The organism is Paenarthrobacter aurescens (genome assembly GCF_025421775.1).
Taxonomy (GTDB): Bacteria; Actinomycetota; Actinomycetes; order Actinomycetales; family Micrococcaceae; genus Arthrobacter; species Arthrobacter aurescens_B.
In genome coordinates this window covers 93,011-105,291 of record NZ_JAOEFX010000002.1, presented here as the reverse complement: position 1 = coordinate 105,291, position 12,281 = coordinate 93,011, and the positions used below count along the sequence as shown (strand labels likewise).

15 protein-coding genes are annotated in these 12,281 nt (G+C 64.1%); 1 reads left to right on the top strand and 14 read right to left on the bottom strand.

Annotated elements, in window-relative coordinates; all coding sequences use genetic code 11:
- Window positions 1-60 precede the first annotated feature (60 nt).
- A complete protein-coding gene (locus tag N7568_RS03865) occupies window positions 61-876 on the bottom strand; it encodes a sigma-70 family RNA polymerase sigma factor (protein ID WP_261608594.1) in 816 nt (271 codons plus the stop codon).
- Between the two features lie 212 nt (window positions 877-1,088).
- Here N7568_RS03865 and N7568_RS03860 point away from each other — a divergent pair, with 212 nt between their 5' ends.
- Window positions 1,089-1,640 (top strand): flagellar protein FlgN, encoded by a 552-nt coding sequence (locus N7568_RS03860; RefSeq protein WP_261608593.1) that lies wholly within the window; start codon window positions 1,089-1,091, stop codon window positions 1,638-1,640.
- A gap of 185 nt (window positions 1,641-1,825) precedes the next feature.
- Here the strand turns inward: N7568_RS03860 and N7568_RS03855 are convergent, their stop codons facing one another.
- The 13 genes from N7568_RS03855 to N7568_RS03795 form a co-directional block, all read right to left on the bottom strand.
- On the bottom strand, window positions 1,826-2,068 hold the full coding sequence (locus N7568_RS03855; RefSeq protein ID WP_261608592.1) for a carbon storage regulator: 243 nt from the start codon (window positions 2,066-2,068) through the stop codon (window positions 1,826-1,828).
- Window positions 2,069-2,072: 4 nt separating this feature from the next.
- Window positions 2,073-3,026 carry a hypothetical protein gene (locus tag N7568_RS03850; protein WP_261608591.1) on the bottom strand — a complete coding sequence of 318 codons (954 nt, stop codon included), beginning with the start codon at window positions 3,024-3,026 and terminating at the stop codon, window positions 2,073-2,075.
- Window positions 3,004-5,055 carry a flagellar biosynthesis protein FlhA gene (locus N7568_RS03845; protein WP_261608590.1) on the bottom strand — a complete coding sequence of 684 codons (2,052 nt, stop codon included), beginning with the start codon at window positions 5,053-5,055 and terminating at the stop codon, window positions 3,004-3,006. The genes N7568_RS03850 and N7568_RS03845 overlap by 23 nt, the downstream gene beginning before the upstream one ends.
- On the bottom strand, window positions 5,052-6,137 hold the full coding sequence (locus tag N7568_RS03840; protein WP_261608589.1) for an EscU/YscU/HrcU family type III secretion system export apparatus switch protein: 1,086 nt from the start codon (window positions 6,135-6,137) through the stop codon (window positions 5,052-5,054). The genes N7568_RS03845 and N7568_RS03840 overlap by 4 nt, the downstream gene beginning before the upstream one ends.
- Window positions 6,137-6,895 carry a flagellar biosynthetic protein FliR gene (locus tag N7568_RS03835; protein WP_261608588.1) on the bottom strand — a complete coding sequence of 253 codons (759 nt, stop codon included), beginning with the start codon at window positions 6,893-6,895 and terminating at the stop codon, window positions 6,137-6,139. The genes N7568_RS03840 and N7568_RS03835 overlap by 1 nt, the downstream gene beginning before the upstream one ends.
- 1 nt (window position 6,896) lies before the next feature.
- Window positions 6,897-7,172, bottom strand: a complete 276-nt coding sequence (gene fliQ, locus N7568_RS03830) for a flagellar biosynthesis protein FliQ (RefSeq protein ID WP_159708780.1) — start codon at window positions 7,170-7,172, stop codon at window positions 6,897-6,899.
- A complete protein-coding gene (gene fliP, locus N7568_RS03825) occupies window positions 7,172-8,005 on the bottom strand; it encodes a flagellar type III secretion system pore protein FliP (protein WP_439898963.1) in 834 nt (277 codons plus the stop codon). The genes fliQ and fliP overlap by 1 nt, the downstream gene beginning before the upstream one ends.
- Window positions 8,006-8,025: 20 nt before the next feature.
- Entirely contained in the window at window positions 8,026-8,574 is a 549-nt protein-coding gene (gene fliO, locus N7568_RS03820; protein WP_261608587.1) for a flagellar biosynthetic protein FliO, read from the bottom strand.
- A complete protein-coding gene (fliN, locus tag N7568_RS03815) occupies window positions 8,575-9,309 on the bottom strand; it encodes a flagellar motor switch protein FliN (RefSeq protein WP_261608586.1) in 735 nt (244 codons plus the stop codon).
- Window positions 9,306-10,202 carry a flagellar motor switch protein FliM gene (locus N7568_RS03810; protein ID WP_261608585.1) on the bottom strand — a complete coding sequence of 299 codons (897 nt, stop codon included), beginning with the start codon at window positions 10,200-10,202 and terminating at the stop codon, window positions 9,306-9,308. The genes fliN and N7568_RS03810 overlap by 4 nt, the downstream gene beginning before the upstream one ends.
- A gap of 73 nt (window positions 10,203-10,275) precedes the next feature.
- Window positions 10,276-11,097, bottom strand: a complete 822-nt coding sequence (locus N7568_RS03805) for an OmpA/MotB family protein (RefSeq protein ID WP_261608584.1) — start codon at window positions 11,095-11,097, stop codon at window positions 10,276-10,278.
- Entirely contained in the window at window positions 11,094-11,921 is an 828-nt protein-coding gene (locus N7568_RS03800; protein WP_261608583.1) for a motility protein A, read from the bottom strand. The genes N7568_RS03805 and N7568_RS03800 overlap by 4 nt, the downstream gene beginning before the upstream one ends.
- Before the next feature lie 3 nt (window positions 11,922-11,924).
- Window positions 11,925-12,206 carry a flagellar FlbD family protein gene (locus tag N7568_RS03795; protein ID WP_261608582.1) on the bottom strand — a complete coding sequence of 94 codons (282 nt, stop codon included), beginning with the start codon at window positions 12,204-12,206 and terminating at the stop codon, window positions 11,925-11,927.
- Window positions 12,207-12,281 lie beyond the last annotated feature (75 nt).

Genomic DNA, 12,281 nt, shown 5'->3' with positions numbered 1-12,281 from the left:
CGTGTCAAAACCGGAAGGCCGGGCCGCTCAGCGGCCCGGCCTTCTTTTGCGTGTTGCTGCCTAGACCGCGCTGTTGAGCGCTGACCCCAGTCCCAGGCCTCGGGTGATCCCGCCCGTGGTTGCGGTGGCCAACGCGGAAAGGTAGTCATTCCGGCGTCGGGCCGTTATCCGGGATTCCGGTTCAAAGGCTTGATCGGGGCTGTCTGCGTAGTGGGCGGCCAAGCCGTCGCGCATGAGCCGGATACCTTCGGCCCGCTGCTGCGAGACCGCGGCGTGGGTAGAGCCCAGTTCCTCAGCGAGCTCCTTCACGGAACGCCCTGCGAGGTAGATCTCCTGAATCACGAACCGCATCTTTTCCGGCAAAGCGTCGACGGCGGCGCGGAGGTACTTGATGCGTTCATCGGCCAGGACCGAGTGCTCCGGGGATTCCGCGGGAGACGCCACGGTGTCCGCTACAACCTCGTCGAGTGAGGTCAGTGTCCGCGCAGCGTCGGCCATGGCAGCCTCGACGTAACTGCGTTCGACGCCCAAGGCCGAGGCCATCTCGGCAACGCTGGGGCTTCGTCCCAGAACGCCCGTCAGGGTCTCCTGGATAGCCGTGGTTTCCTTGATCCGCTTGCGGGCTGAGCGGGTGGCCCAGTCGCCTGCGCGCATCTCATCCGCGAACGCGCCCACGATCCGCCGGCGCGCAAACGCACCGAACGGAACGCCGAGGTCCGGGTCGAAGGAGTCGGCCGACGTAATAAGCGCCACGGAACCAACAGAAGCAAAATCGTCGCGCGACAGATGTGTGGCGCGCGCGCAAAGGTCAGAGACCAAGTAACCAACGAGCGGAAGGTGCTGCAACACCAGCTCGTTGCGCTGTTCGCGATTCAAAACTGAGTCCCCCCATGAGACCGGATTATTGAGTTGCAAGAACCTGGGATTACGCAGTTCCGAAAGGACGCCAAGAGACCAATCACAGCGACAATTTGGGACTACGAACAGGTACGTGTTCAGTGAACATACCACCTGAAAACGACTCTGCGTGTACGCTCAACAGAAGTAATCACAAACCCTGCCAAATCGTGATTTTGGCGGGCCATAAAATGAATTGGGGAACCGTGGGGGCGGACGAGCTATCGGCAACGCTGTGGCGCGAGCGGAGGCAACTTGATTTCCTGCTTTTCCTACTCGAAACGCAGCTCCTGCATCTCCGGGCAGGCAACTGGCACCGGCTGAACTTCACCGCGGCCGAACTCGAAAAAGTGCTCGAAAACCTTCGATTCGAATCCCTCGCACGCGGAGTTGAAGCCTCGGCAGTGGCCGCCGCCTGGAAAGCGCCCGACCATTTGACGCTTCCCGCCCTCATTTCGATCGCACCACCGGGAATCTGGCCCGAACTCCTTGAGGACCACCGCCGCGGGATGGCCGCACTGCTGGCGGGGATTGACGACGCCGTTGCCGCCAACGTCCTGCTCCTGCAGGATTCCTCGGCTTCCTCGGATCCGGCCCCCGGGCTTTCGCAGTCCGGTATCGCTGACCTGGCCAGGGACACGGACGAGCTGGCATTCGTGGCCCGCGAGGCGAACGTCCAACGCGCCATTGCTGCGGTCCAGGGTGCCGCACTCCCGACGCTGCGGGACTTCCTGGGCCTGTAGCTTATGGGCTCTAGTCCCTTCGAGTTCAGCCTGACAGCCCCGGAATAACGATGAGGTCGATGCGAGGCGACCGGACGTGAGAGAGCGACACCCCAAACGGGACGTTAGGTGAGAGAGCGACACCCAAAAAACGACGTTAGGTGAGAGAGCGTCACCCAAAACACGACGCTAGGTGAGAGAGGGTGCTATTCGACGGTGGGAGCAGGGGGGCGGAGGGCTGCCAGGAGTTCTTCGGCATCGGGGCCGGCTTGGGTTGCGGCGAGGTTCGCTGCGGCAATGGCTGCCACCACTTCGCTCCGTTGAATGGACACACCGCGTGGGGCTTCGATTCCGATCCGAACGCCGTCGCCGCGCCCTTCCATGACGGTAATGACAATGTCATCCCCGATCATGATTTTCTCGCCCGGCTTACGCGTCAGTACCAACATGCTTTCAATTTACCTTTCCGAAGGCCGGTGCGGTGGCCGGATTGCCGTCGACCCAGCCGATAGGTATTCCAAGGGAGTCGACGGTCTGCGGACTCGCCGTTTCCGAGGCTCCGATGACAGCGAGCCCGGCCACGCTCGCCGACTCCCCTGCCAGCAAATCCTGCAACGCCTGCACCCAGGCCTTGGTGTCTTCGGGCTTGCGCCCGGCGTCGACGACGATCCACAGTTGATCGGCAGCGAGGCTGGCGATCTGGGCAGCCTTGAGCGACACGTCGCGCGGGCGTCCCAGCCCGAAGGCGACCACCACGGTCTGCCCGGTCAACACCGCCTGGGCGCGTGCCGTCGTCGCACTTTGCCGTCCTTGGACGTGCAGGTGACCGAAGGCATTGAGGTCGCCGCCCGTGCGGACGTCCGAGCCGCCGGCGGCGATGGACATCTCCAATGCAGGGCCGAGGGCATCATCACCCAGGCCCAGGAGGACGATGAGGTTGCCGTCGCCTGCCATGGGTACTGGCACGCGGAAAGCGTTCGACGGCGGCAACGGCGCCGGAGCTTGCGCTGGCGGCCGCGAAGCTGGTTGGAGTTCCTTTCCAAGCTGCTCCAGGAGGCCCGCGAAGTCCGGGGAAGCTGTGGACACGGGAGCAGGGGCAGGCCTGTGCAGCTCGAGTTCGGCGGCGTCCGCACGCTCCAACAGGGCCGCGATGGCCGGCCCATGCAACTCGTGAACCGGACCCTGCAGCTCGCGAACCGGGCCGGATGCAGCGGCAGGCCCCGGAGCAGCAGGGGCATCCGCAACTTCCACCGTCGCCTCAAATTTAGCGGCGGCGAACAACCCCACAATGCCCGGATTGGTGACCTTTTCGGCAGCAATGATCCGTGCCCCGGGACCGTATTGCTTGAGGGCCTTCTCCCGGATGGCCTCCAGCGACGCGCCACTAAGCTTGTAGTGCTTCTGCATAGCGGACCACCCCCACCGTCTCGATGCGGATGTTGGCGGAGGTCACTTCGCGGTATGAGAGAACGGGAACGCTGCCATCGGGTGCTGCCACGAGGCGGCGGATCGCAGGGCGCAGGGCCGGTGCACACACCAGCACCGCTTCCCGGCCCGCGGCGGCAGCGCCGTCGACGGCGGATTTCAGCGAGGTGAGGACGCCATCGAGCTTGGCTTGCCCCATGACAATCTGGGTGCCGCCCTCGGCTGGTCGCATGTCCTCCAACATGGACTGTTCCAGCAGCGGATCGATCATGACCACGTTGAGCACGGCGCCGTCGAGGTACTTGTTCGCCAGTACCGGGCCGAGTGAATGCCGCGCGGACTCGATCAGTGACTCAGGATCGGTGGATACCTTGGCCCGCAGCGCGAGTGCTTCGTAGATGCGCGGAAGGTCGTTGATGGGCACCTGTTCTTCCAGAAGGCCTTGCAGCACGCGCTGGATTTCGGCCAGGGACAACAGGGCCGGAGTGAGTTCCTCCACTGCGGACGGGCTCTGCTTGCGGACGCCTTCTGTGAGTACCCGGACGTCTTCACGGGTGAGGAGCCGGGCGGCGTTGGCCGAAATGATCGAGGACAAGTGCGTGACCAGTACGGAGACGCGATCAATCACCGTTGCCCCTGTCATTTCCGCGCTGTGACGCATCTCCGTGGGGACCCATTTGCCGGACAGTCCGAAGACGGGTTCCACGGTTGCAGTTCCAGGCAGGGCGTCCAGGAATTCACCCAAGGCAAGCAGCTTGCCCGACGGCGCCACTCCCCTTCCAGCCTCGACGCCGGCGATGCGGATGGCATAGGTGGAAGGCGGCAGGTCCATGGCGTCGCGGGTGCGGACGGGCGGAACCACGAGCCCGAGTTCCATCGCAATTTTGTGGCGTAGGGAGCGGACGCGGGCCAGCAGGTCATCGGATGCACCGGAGACGATGTCCACCAGGTCCGGAGCCAGCAGGATCTCGACGGGATGGACGCGCATGTCCTCCATGAGCCGCTCATTGGGGTCTTCATCGACGGAGCCGGCCGCCAGGGCCTCGGCGTCCTGAGCCTCGGACCGGAGCTTCTGTTGCGCTGCCACACGCCGCGAAGCAAGTACCAGCAAGGCTCCCACCACCAGGAACGGCAGGATGGGCATGCCCGGAATGAGGGCCATGCTCCCGGCCGCCAGCCCGGCAATCATCAGTGCGTTGGGCGACTGCATCAGCTGCGAGGAAGCCGTGCGGCCCATGTCCTCTTCGGCGTTGGACCGGGTGACGATCATGCCCGTGGACACGGCCATGAGCAGGGCCGGGATCTGGGTGACCAGGCCGTCGCCCATGGTCAGCAGGCCGTAGGTGTTGAGGGCATCGCCGGCGTCCATGCCGCGCTGCAGCACGCCGATGGCGATGCCACCCACGAAGTTGATGATGATAATGATGATGCCCGCGATGGCATCACCCTTCACGAACTTGGAAGCCCCATCCATGGCGCCATAGAAGTCGGCCTCCGCCGAGACCTCCGCACGGCGTTTCCGGGCTTCGGAGTCCGTGATGAGCCCGGCGTTGAGGTCGGCATCGATGGCCATCTGCTTGCCGGGCATGGCGTCCAGGGTGAACCGGGCACCCACCTCGGCGACTCGTTCGGCGCCCTTGGTGACCACCACAAACTGTATGACCACCAGGATCAGGAACACCACGGCGCCGATGATCAGGGAGCCGCCAACGGTGACCTTTCCGAACGCCTCGATGACCTGCCCGGCAAAGCCTTGGCCCAGTACCAACCGCGTGGACGCAACGTTGAGTCCCAACCGGAACAATGTTGCCACCAGCAGCAGCGACGGGAAGACCGAGAAATCCAGGGGCTTCTTGACGAACATACTTGTCAGCAGGATCAGGAGCGCCAGCAGGATGTTGCAGACAATCAGGAAGTCGAGCAGCGGGGCCGGCAGGGGAACCACCAGCAGCAGGACGATGCCCACGATTCCCACCGGTACTGAAAGCCGGGCGAACTTGTTGTTGCTCATGGCTGGAAGCTCTCTCTCATCTGATGAATCCCCCGCGATGTTCCCCGCGTCTTCAGCGACATCACGAACGCCAACACGGCCGCCACGGAGCGGTATAGCTCAACCGGAATCTCCTGGCCCAGCCCGCATGCTGAATGCAAGGCCCTGGCCAGGGGGATGTCCTGGACCATGGGCACTCCTTTGCTTTCGGCTTCCTCCCTGATGCGGGCAGCGATGAGCCCTGATCCCTTGGCCACGACGCGGGGTGCCGATTTGCCGGCGTCGTACTTCAACGCAACTGCCACGTGCGTCGGGTTGACCAGCACGACGTCGGCGTCCCCGATAGCGCCGATCATGCGGTTGCGGCTCATGCTCAACTGGCGGGAGCGCCGTTGGGACTTGATGAGGGGGTCGCCGTCGGTGTTCTTGTTCTCGTCCTGGACTTCCTTCTTGGACATCCGGGTCTTCTTGCGGTTGCGGCGCATCACCACGAAGATGTCCGCCGCGGCCAGCACCAGGCCGGCCGCTACCGCGAACTGGATAAGCGCACCAATTCCGCCCGCAGCGGCAGCGAGCACGCCGGCAACCGGCAGCCCGCCCGCCGTGAGGAGCACGGGCATCAGCCCCTGCACCACGGTGTACAGAACAAGACCAACGACGGCGGTCTTCAGCAACGCTTTGGCACCTCCCCACAGTGCCTGGGCGCCAAACATTCTCTTGAAGCCGGCGAGCAGGTTGAAATGCTCGAACTCGGCGCGGAACTTCTTGAAACGGATGCCGCCCTGCAACGCCGATCCTGCCAGCACCACCACAGTGACCACCAGGAGCAGCGGCCCCAGGATTCCGGCCAGGGAACCCAGCCCCGCTTCAAGCGCAGCCACGGCTTTGGCCGGATCAGGCTCGGCGATGACACTCTTCACAGTGAACAACTGGTCCACCGCGGCGTTGGAGGCGTGGTCAATGGTTGCCGGGAGCATCGCGGCAGCGGCGCCCACGGCCAGCCACGCCATAAGGTCCTGGGAACGGGAGAGCTGGCCCTTTTCGCGGACCTCGCGCATCCGTTTGTCGGTGGCTTGTTCGGTTTTTTCCTGTGAATCCGCCACTAGCCCACCCCCATCAAAGTGTTGGCCGCTTGCTCGGCGAGGGTTGCCACCAGCCGGGGCAACGCAAGGAACAGGAATCCGGCCAACGCCAGGGTGATGAAAATCTTCAGTGGGAACCCGAGGGCGAAGGCGTTGAGTGCCGGAGCGACGCGTGTGAGGAGGCCGAGCCCCACGTCCGCGAGCACCAGGACCACCAACAGCGGACCGGCGATCTGTACTGCGGCAAGGAACATTCCCGTCAGGGCACCAATCATGGCTTCAATGGGCTGGTTGAGGTCCAGCCCGCCAGCCAACGGCAGCGCGTTGTAGCTCCCAGTGAGGCCTCCGATGACCATCTGGTAACCATCCGAGGCAAAGAGCAGGGCCAGGGCTGCCATCTGCATCAACCGCGTGAACTGGGCCCCGTTGACCATCATCTGGGGATCGAACGCCTGCGCCATCTGGAAACCACTGAAGAGATCAACCAGGCTGCCGGCGGACTGGATCGCGGCGAAAATCACCATCACCAGGAAACCGAGGAGCAGGCCCGTGACCAACTCCAACAACACTGCGATGACGAAACCGGCGGTGTCTTTCGGAACGGCGTCGGCGGAGAGCCGTTGGGAGACCGCCAGCCCCAGCCCGATTCCAAGCATCGCTTTGATGCGGGCCGGGATGGCGTGATGGGCGAAGGGTGGAGCCACCACCAGGAAGGCCGTCATGCGAACCGAGGCCAGCAACATGACCTGGATCCACGACTGGTCCACAGGAATGTCCACCTCACGCTCCGCCGATCAGTCCTGGGATGCGGGCGAACAGTTCGTTGGTGAAAGCGACCATTTCCGAGATCATCCAGTGGCCACAAACCACCAGTGCGATCGCCACCGCCACGGCCTTGGGGACGAAGGACAGGGTGGCTTCCTGCAACTGGGTAATGGATTGCAGGAGGGAAATGGCCAGCCCAACCACCAACGCGGTTACGAGGGTGGGCGCGGCTAGCTTGGCCGCCACGATCATGGCCTGGAGGCAAATATCCAGTACTGCATTGGTATCCATCAGCCGCTCGAATAACTCTGGATCAGGGACGTGATGACCAGTCCCCAACCGTCCACCAGGACAAACAACAGGATCTTGAATGGCAGCGAGATCATCACCGGCGGGAGCATCATCATGCCCATGGACATCAGGGCAGCCGAGACCACGAGGTCGATCACAAGGAACGGGATGAAGATGACGAACCCAATGATGAATGCGGCCCTGAGCTCGGAAATCATGAACGCCGGAACGAGCGTCTGGAACGGGACAGATTCAGGGTTGGCAGGATTGTCCATTTTCGCAGCGCGGGTCATCAGGGCGATGTCCTCTTCACGCGTGTGGGCCAGCATGAAGTGCTGCAGCGGGGACCACCCTGCGGACATGGCTCCGTTGAAGTCCAGCCCGCCGTTCAGGTAGGGCTGCACGGCCACGGTATTGATGTCCGAGACCACCGGCCACATGACGAACAGGGAGAGGAACAGGGCCAGGCCTGCCAAGACCTGGTTGGGCGGTATGGCCGGCAAGGACAGGGCGTTGCGGGTCATCGCCAGGACCACGAAGATCTTGGTGAAGGACGTCATCATGAGCAACAGGGCAGGCGCCACCGAGAGCAGCGTGATCCCGATGAGCGTGACGACGGCCGTGGAGGGTGTCCCGTCCAGGCCGTTGATATCGATGCTGACGTTTCCGCCCGATTCCGGTGTTGCGGGAGGGGTGGGCGGTGTTGGCTGGGTGGGGTCGATGGGCGTGGCGTGGCCAGCTGCCATTCCGAGCCAGAAGAATCCCGCCGTGAGCAACACAACCCACAGCACGGCAAGCCACGGGCGCGCGGCCAACGATCGCAGCCTGGGCAGGCCGAAATCAGCGGATCGGTTCAATTGCGGCGTCCCCTGAACACATCCGATGCCTGGCGCCACGTGGAAGCGGACAGGATGGAGCCGTGCATGGGTGGTGCCTGCCGGGCGGGATCGACCCCACGGTGCGGCTGGCCGCCACGGTGGAGTTCACTGCGCCTGCGCAGTACGGGCAACGATCCTGTGACCGGGCCCAGCGGGGCGGTCACAGCCTCAGTTCGAGGCACCGGCAGGGACTCGCCCGAGGCTTGGCGGAACAGCTCTGCGAAGCTCGCCGGTGACTGCTCCTCCACAGCTTCGACAGTCTCCGAAACAACCACTGGTGCGTCACTGGTGTGCAGCACAGTGACAGCATGCTCCGTAACGCCGAGCAAGAAGCGCTTGTCCCCCGCGTCGACTACAACCACCGAGGCCTTTTGACCCACAACCTGCCGGCTCACCACCGTGAGGGCAGCATCGGCACGTCGCCGGCCTTTGCCTTTGCCGAGGCGCTTCTGGACGAACCAGATCAGCCCCAGCACAGCGCCAAGCGCCACGAGCACGCGCAGCCCCAGGATGAATGAGTCCATCTAGAACGGTCCCTCTGCGCCGTCCAGGATGCGGGTAATGCGCACGGCGTAGTCCTGATCCACCACCACTACCTCGCCGTGGGCTATCAACCGGCCGTTGAGCAACACGTCAGCGGGCGCCCCGGCAGAGCGGTCCAGCTCAATCACGCGCCCCGGCTCCAGTGCCAACGCGTCCCGAACGGACATTCGCGTCCGTCCGATCTCCACCGTCAAAGCCATCTCCACGCTGCTGATCAGGCCCAAACGGGCGGCCATGTCGCTGTCCTGGCTGCCTTGGAATCCGGTGTCCCGAACAGCGCCGTTGTCCCGCACACGGACGGCGAACCAGCCAAAGGGGGCGCCGCCGTCATCTGCCTGATGGGCGCTCCTTAGTTCGAAGACCGCGGTTCCGGAGTCGTTCAGCAGCCCGGTGGCGTCTTCCTCGCGCAACTCCCCCAGCACGCCGGCGTCGAAGGCTGACGCGGCCTGTTCCATTGCGGGACGCAGGACGTCGCCGGCGGACACGGTGCCTACCAGCCCGGACCCGCCTGCGGCGTCCAGGAACGCACGATCTACCAGCAACAAGGCGAAGTCCACCGTCGAGGCACCCACGAACGTCGCCGTCACGGCAGGGGCAGCATGGGCCGCTGCGTCCCGCGCCGGAACGATGCCGGCAACCCGCAGCGTGGACGCACTCGGCAGATGCAGGGCGAGGCGTTCGGCTGCCGCCGCCTGAAGGGTCAAAATGTTGCTCATCGCTGGTGCTCCTCGGTTGTGACGATGACGGCGGCGGCCCTCGAGCCGTGGCGGGCAGCCGCGGCCGTGGCCAGGCGGGTGCCGTTGATGGTGACGTCGAACGGCCGGTTTTCCAGGTGCGGCAGCGACAGGACATCGCCGACGGCGAGACCCAGGATCTGCGCGGGGGTCACCGGCGCTGGGGTCAACTGGATGGCAACGTCCACGGGGACCTGGGCCAACTGTGTGCGGACCAAGGCCTCGTTGTCCACGCTATGGACTGTGGGGTTCACATCGCCGAGCCTGGACAGCAGGACATCGGCCGGAATAGCCAAGGTGGCAGCGCATTGGGTCTCTCCGACGTTGACGCTGAAGGAGGCCACGATCATGAGCTCCGACGGCGCCGCCGCCTGGGCGAACTGCGAGTTGTACTGGATGCCGTCCATGGCCACGGCCTGGGTCAGGAGGTTGCCCAGCGAGTACCGGAGATCCTCAAGGACCTCCTCCACCATGCGGGAAATCAACGCATGCTCGATCTGCGTGAACTTCCGCTCCGGGGCCGTGGTGTCCGTGGACCCGCCAAGCATCCGGCTGAGCCAGGACAAGGCCGCTGTCGCCGGGAACTGGATCACCAGCCGGGACTCGCTGCCGTCGATCCTGCACAGCACCATGGACGTGACGGACGGAAGGGACGCGGAGTATTCGTCGTAGCTCTGCATGCTGAGCTGTTCCAGGGTGGCGGTGGACTTCAGCCGGACCTTGGCGGTGAGCTGCGTACCCCACTGGCGTGCGAAGGTTTCGAAAGCCACTTCCAGCACCCGGCTGTGCTGGCGGGGCAAGGTGGTGGGTCGGCGGAAGTCATAGACGTCCACGGTGCGTTGGCGGCCCGCCGCACGATCTTCCTGTTCTCCCACGGATGGCACTATCGGCAGGTCAGTACGGGGCGTAAGGCTTTCTCCGAAGGACTATCCGGCGACTACCAGGCAGTTATTTTGCCGCCTTTGCCGCGGCCGCCGACTCCTTGGTTTGGGCCTCGATGGCCCCCGGAATCAAGGCCCGGACATCCTCCGGACTCGCCGACAGCAGCACCACATCCACGCGTCGGTTCAGCTCCATGAGTTCCTCGGTGGAATCGTCCGTCACTTGGCGGGCAGCACCGAAAGCGACCGCGCCAATCCGCCCGGGCGGCATGCCGGAGTTGTCAACGAAATACCGCAGCACATTCACGGAACGTGCCGCCGAAAGCTCCCACGTGGACGCGAACGCCGTGACACCCTTGGCGGCGTGGCCCTCCACCATGACCTCCAAGCCGGAACCCACCACGGTGGGAGCAATGGTGTTCAGAATCTGGACGGCCTTGGGCGTGAGATCAGGCATGTCCGGCTGGAAGAACGTTTGGGAGCCCACGAGTTTTACCGTCAGGCCGCGCTCCCCCACCACGAACTGCACATTGGCAGCCAAGCCCTGGGCATCCAATTTGGCCTGCATGTCACCCTGCAGGGCCTTGAGCTTGTCAGCCTCCTTGATGGCCAGTTCCAACGCCGAGAAGCCTTCGCCGTTGGCCGTGGCGAGTTCGGCCGGCACCACTACACCGCTGGCCGTGTCCACTTTCTGGCTGATCTCCGTGCCAAATCCCGTGGCCAGGGAGTTACGCAACTTCTCAAACTTCACCTGGTCCACCGAGGACATGGCGAACAGGACAATGAACATGCACATCAGCACGGTGACCATGTCCATGTAGGAGGCCATCCAGCGTTCGTCGACGTGGTGCTCTTCGGGCTGCCCGCCGCGTCTCCTGCGCGACCTCATGCTGCCCTGGACGCTGAGAGCTTGCCGGGCTTGCCGCCGTCGTCCGCCTTGTCCTTTTTGTCTTTGTTTCCCTTCGACGTGCCGCGGTTCTCCGCCGGTGCCATGGCGCGGAGACGTTCGGCCAGCAGCAGTGGCTGGGTTCCGTTCTGCACAGCCAGCAAGCCCTCCATGAGAAGGGTCATGCGTTCGATTTCAAGCTCGGACAGGCGTTTGAGCTTGGCACTCAACGGCAGCCAGATGAAGTTCGCGGACAGCAGGCCCCAGAGGGTGGCCACAAAGGCGGCGGCGATCATCGGGCCGAGGTGGTCCGGCGAGGACAGGTTTTCCAGGACGTGGGTCAGGGAGACCACCGTCCCGATAATGCCGATGGTGGGCGCATAACCGCCCAACGCGGCGAAGAACTTGGAAGAGACGTGGTCGGCACGCATTTTGGTATCGATCTCGTCCTCCATCAGGAGGCGGAGTTCCTCGGCGTCGGTGCCGTCGGCGATGTTTTGAAGCGAGCGCTGCAGGAACGGGTCCTTGGCGTTATTGGCCTCTTCCTCCAAGGAAAGTAGGCCCTCGCCGCGGGCCTTCTCAGCGAGGCGGACCAACTCGTCGATACTCTCCGTGGGCTTGGCGGGCTTACCGAGGAACGCCTTGGGAACGTCCTTGAAGGCCTTGATGACATCGGCGAGGGTGTTCCCGGCCAGCCCCACCGCGATGGTGGCACCGAAAACCAGGATCATGGGCGCGGGCAGGAGCAGCGACATGAGGTTCGCGTGTTCCAGGGTGACCATGGCCACCACGGATGCGAAGGCCAGCAGCAGACCAACGATTGTCATGGACTACCTTCCGTTCGGGTGGATGGGCTCTGGGTCTTCTTCCGCGTCCTGAGACCGGACCAGGCTCAGCGGGTAGCCCGACACCGCAGGCAGATCGTGGGCGCGGCGCAGCACACTGGCGCGATAATCCGCTATCAGCTCCACCACTTCGGCCAGCGATTCCCGCACAACGTAAGCGGCGCCGTCGAGAGTCACCAGATGGGTGTCGGGACTCTCATGGATCCGTTCGAGGATGTCCGGATTCACGGCAAAGCGTGTGCCATTCAGGCGGGTGACAACGATCATGGGCCGTTTCTGGTGTGGGATGTGACTGGAGGTGGTTCTGTCCCTTACTGTCGGCCGGGCAAGGCGCGGCGTTAG

Bases quoted from the DNA above. Each gene is read 5' to 3' on its own strand.
- fliO (WP_261608587.1), bottom strand. From the start codon at position 8,574: ATGGACTCATTCATCCTGGGGCTGCGCGTGCTCGTGGCGCTTGGCGCT.
- N7568_RS03855 (WP_261608592.1), bottom strand. From the start codon at position 2,068: ATGTTGGTACTGACGCGTAAGCCGGGCGAGAAAATCATGATCGGGGAT.
- N7568_RS03860 (WP_261608593.1), top strand. From the start codon at position 1,089: ATGAATTGGGGAACCGTGGGGGCGGACGAGCTATCGGCAACGCTGTGG.
- N7568_RS03845 (WP_261608590.1), bottom strand. From the start codon at position 5,055: ATGAGCAACAACAAGTTCGCCCGGCTTTCAGTACCGGTGGGAATCGTG.
- N7568_RS03795 (WP_261608582.1), bottom strand. From the start codon at position 12,206: ATGATCGTTGTCACCCGCCTGAATGGCACACGCTTTGCCGTGAATCCG.
- N7568_RS03800 (WP_261608583.1), bottom strand. From the start codon at position 11,921: ATGACAATCGTTGGTCTGCTGCTGGCCTTCGCATCCGTGGTGGCCATG.
- N7568_RS03805 (WP_261608584.1), bottom strand. From the start codon at position 11,097: ATGAGGTCGCGCAGGAGACGCGGCGGGCAGCCCGAAGAGCACCACGTC.
- N7568_RS03850 (WP_261608591.1), bottom strand. From the start codon at position 3,026: ATGCAGAAGCACTACAAGCTTAGTGGCGCGTCGCTGGAGGCCATCCGG.
- fliN (WP_261608586.1), bottom strand. From the start codon at position 9,309: ATGAGCAACATTTTGACCCTTCAGGCGGCGGCAGCCGAACGCCTCGCC.
- fliQ (WP_159708780.1), bottom strand. From the start codon at position 7,172: ATGGATACCAATGCAGTACTGGATATTTGCCTCCAGGCCATGATCGTG.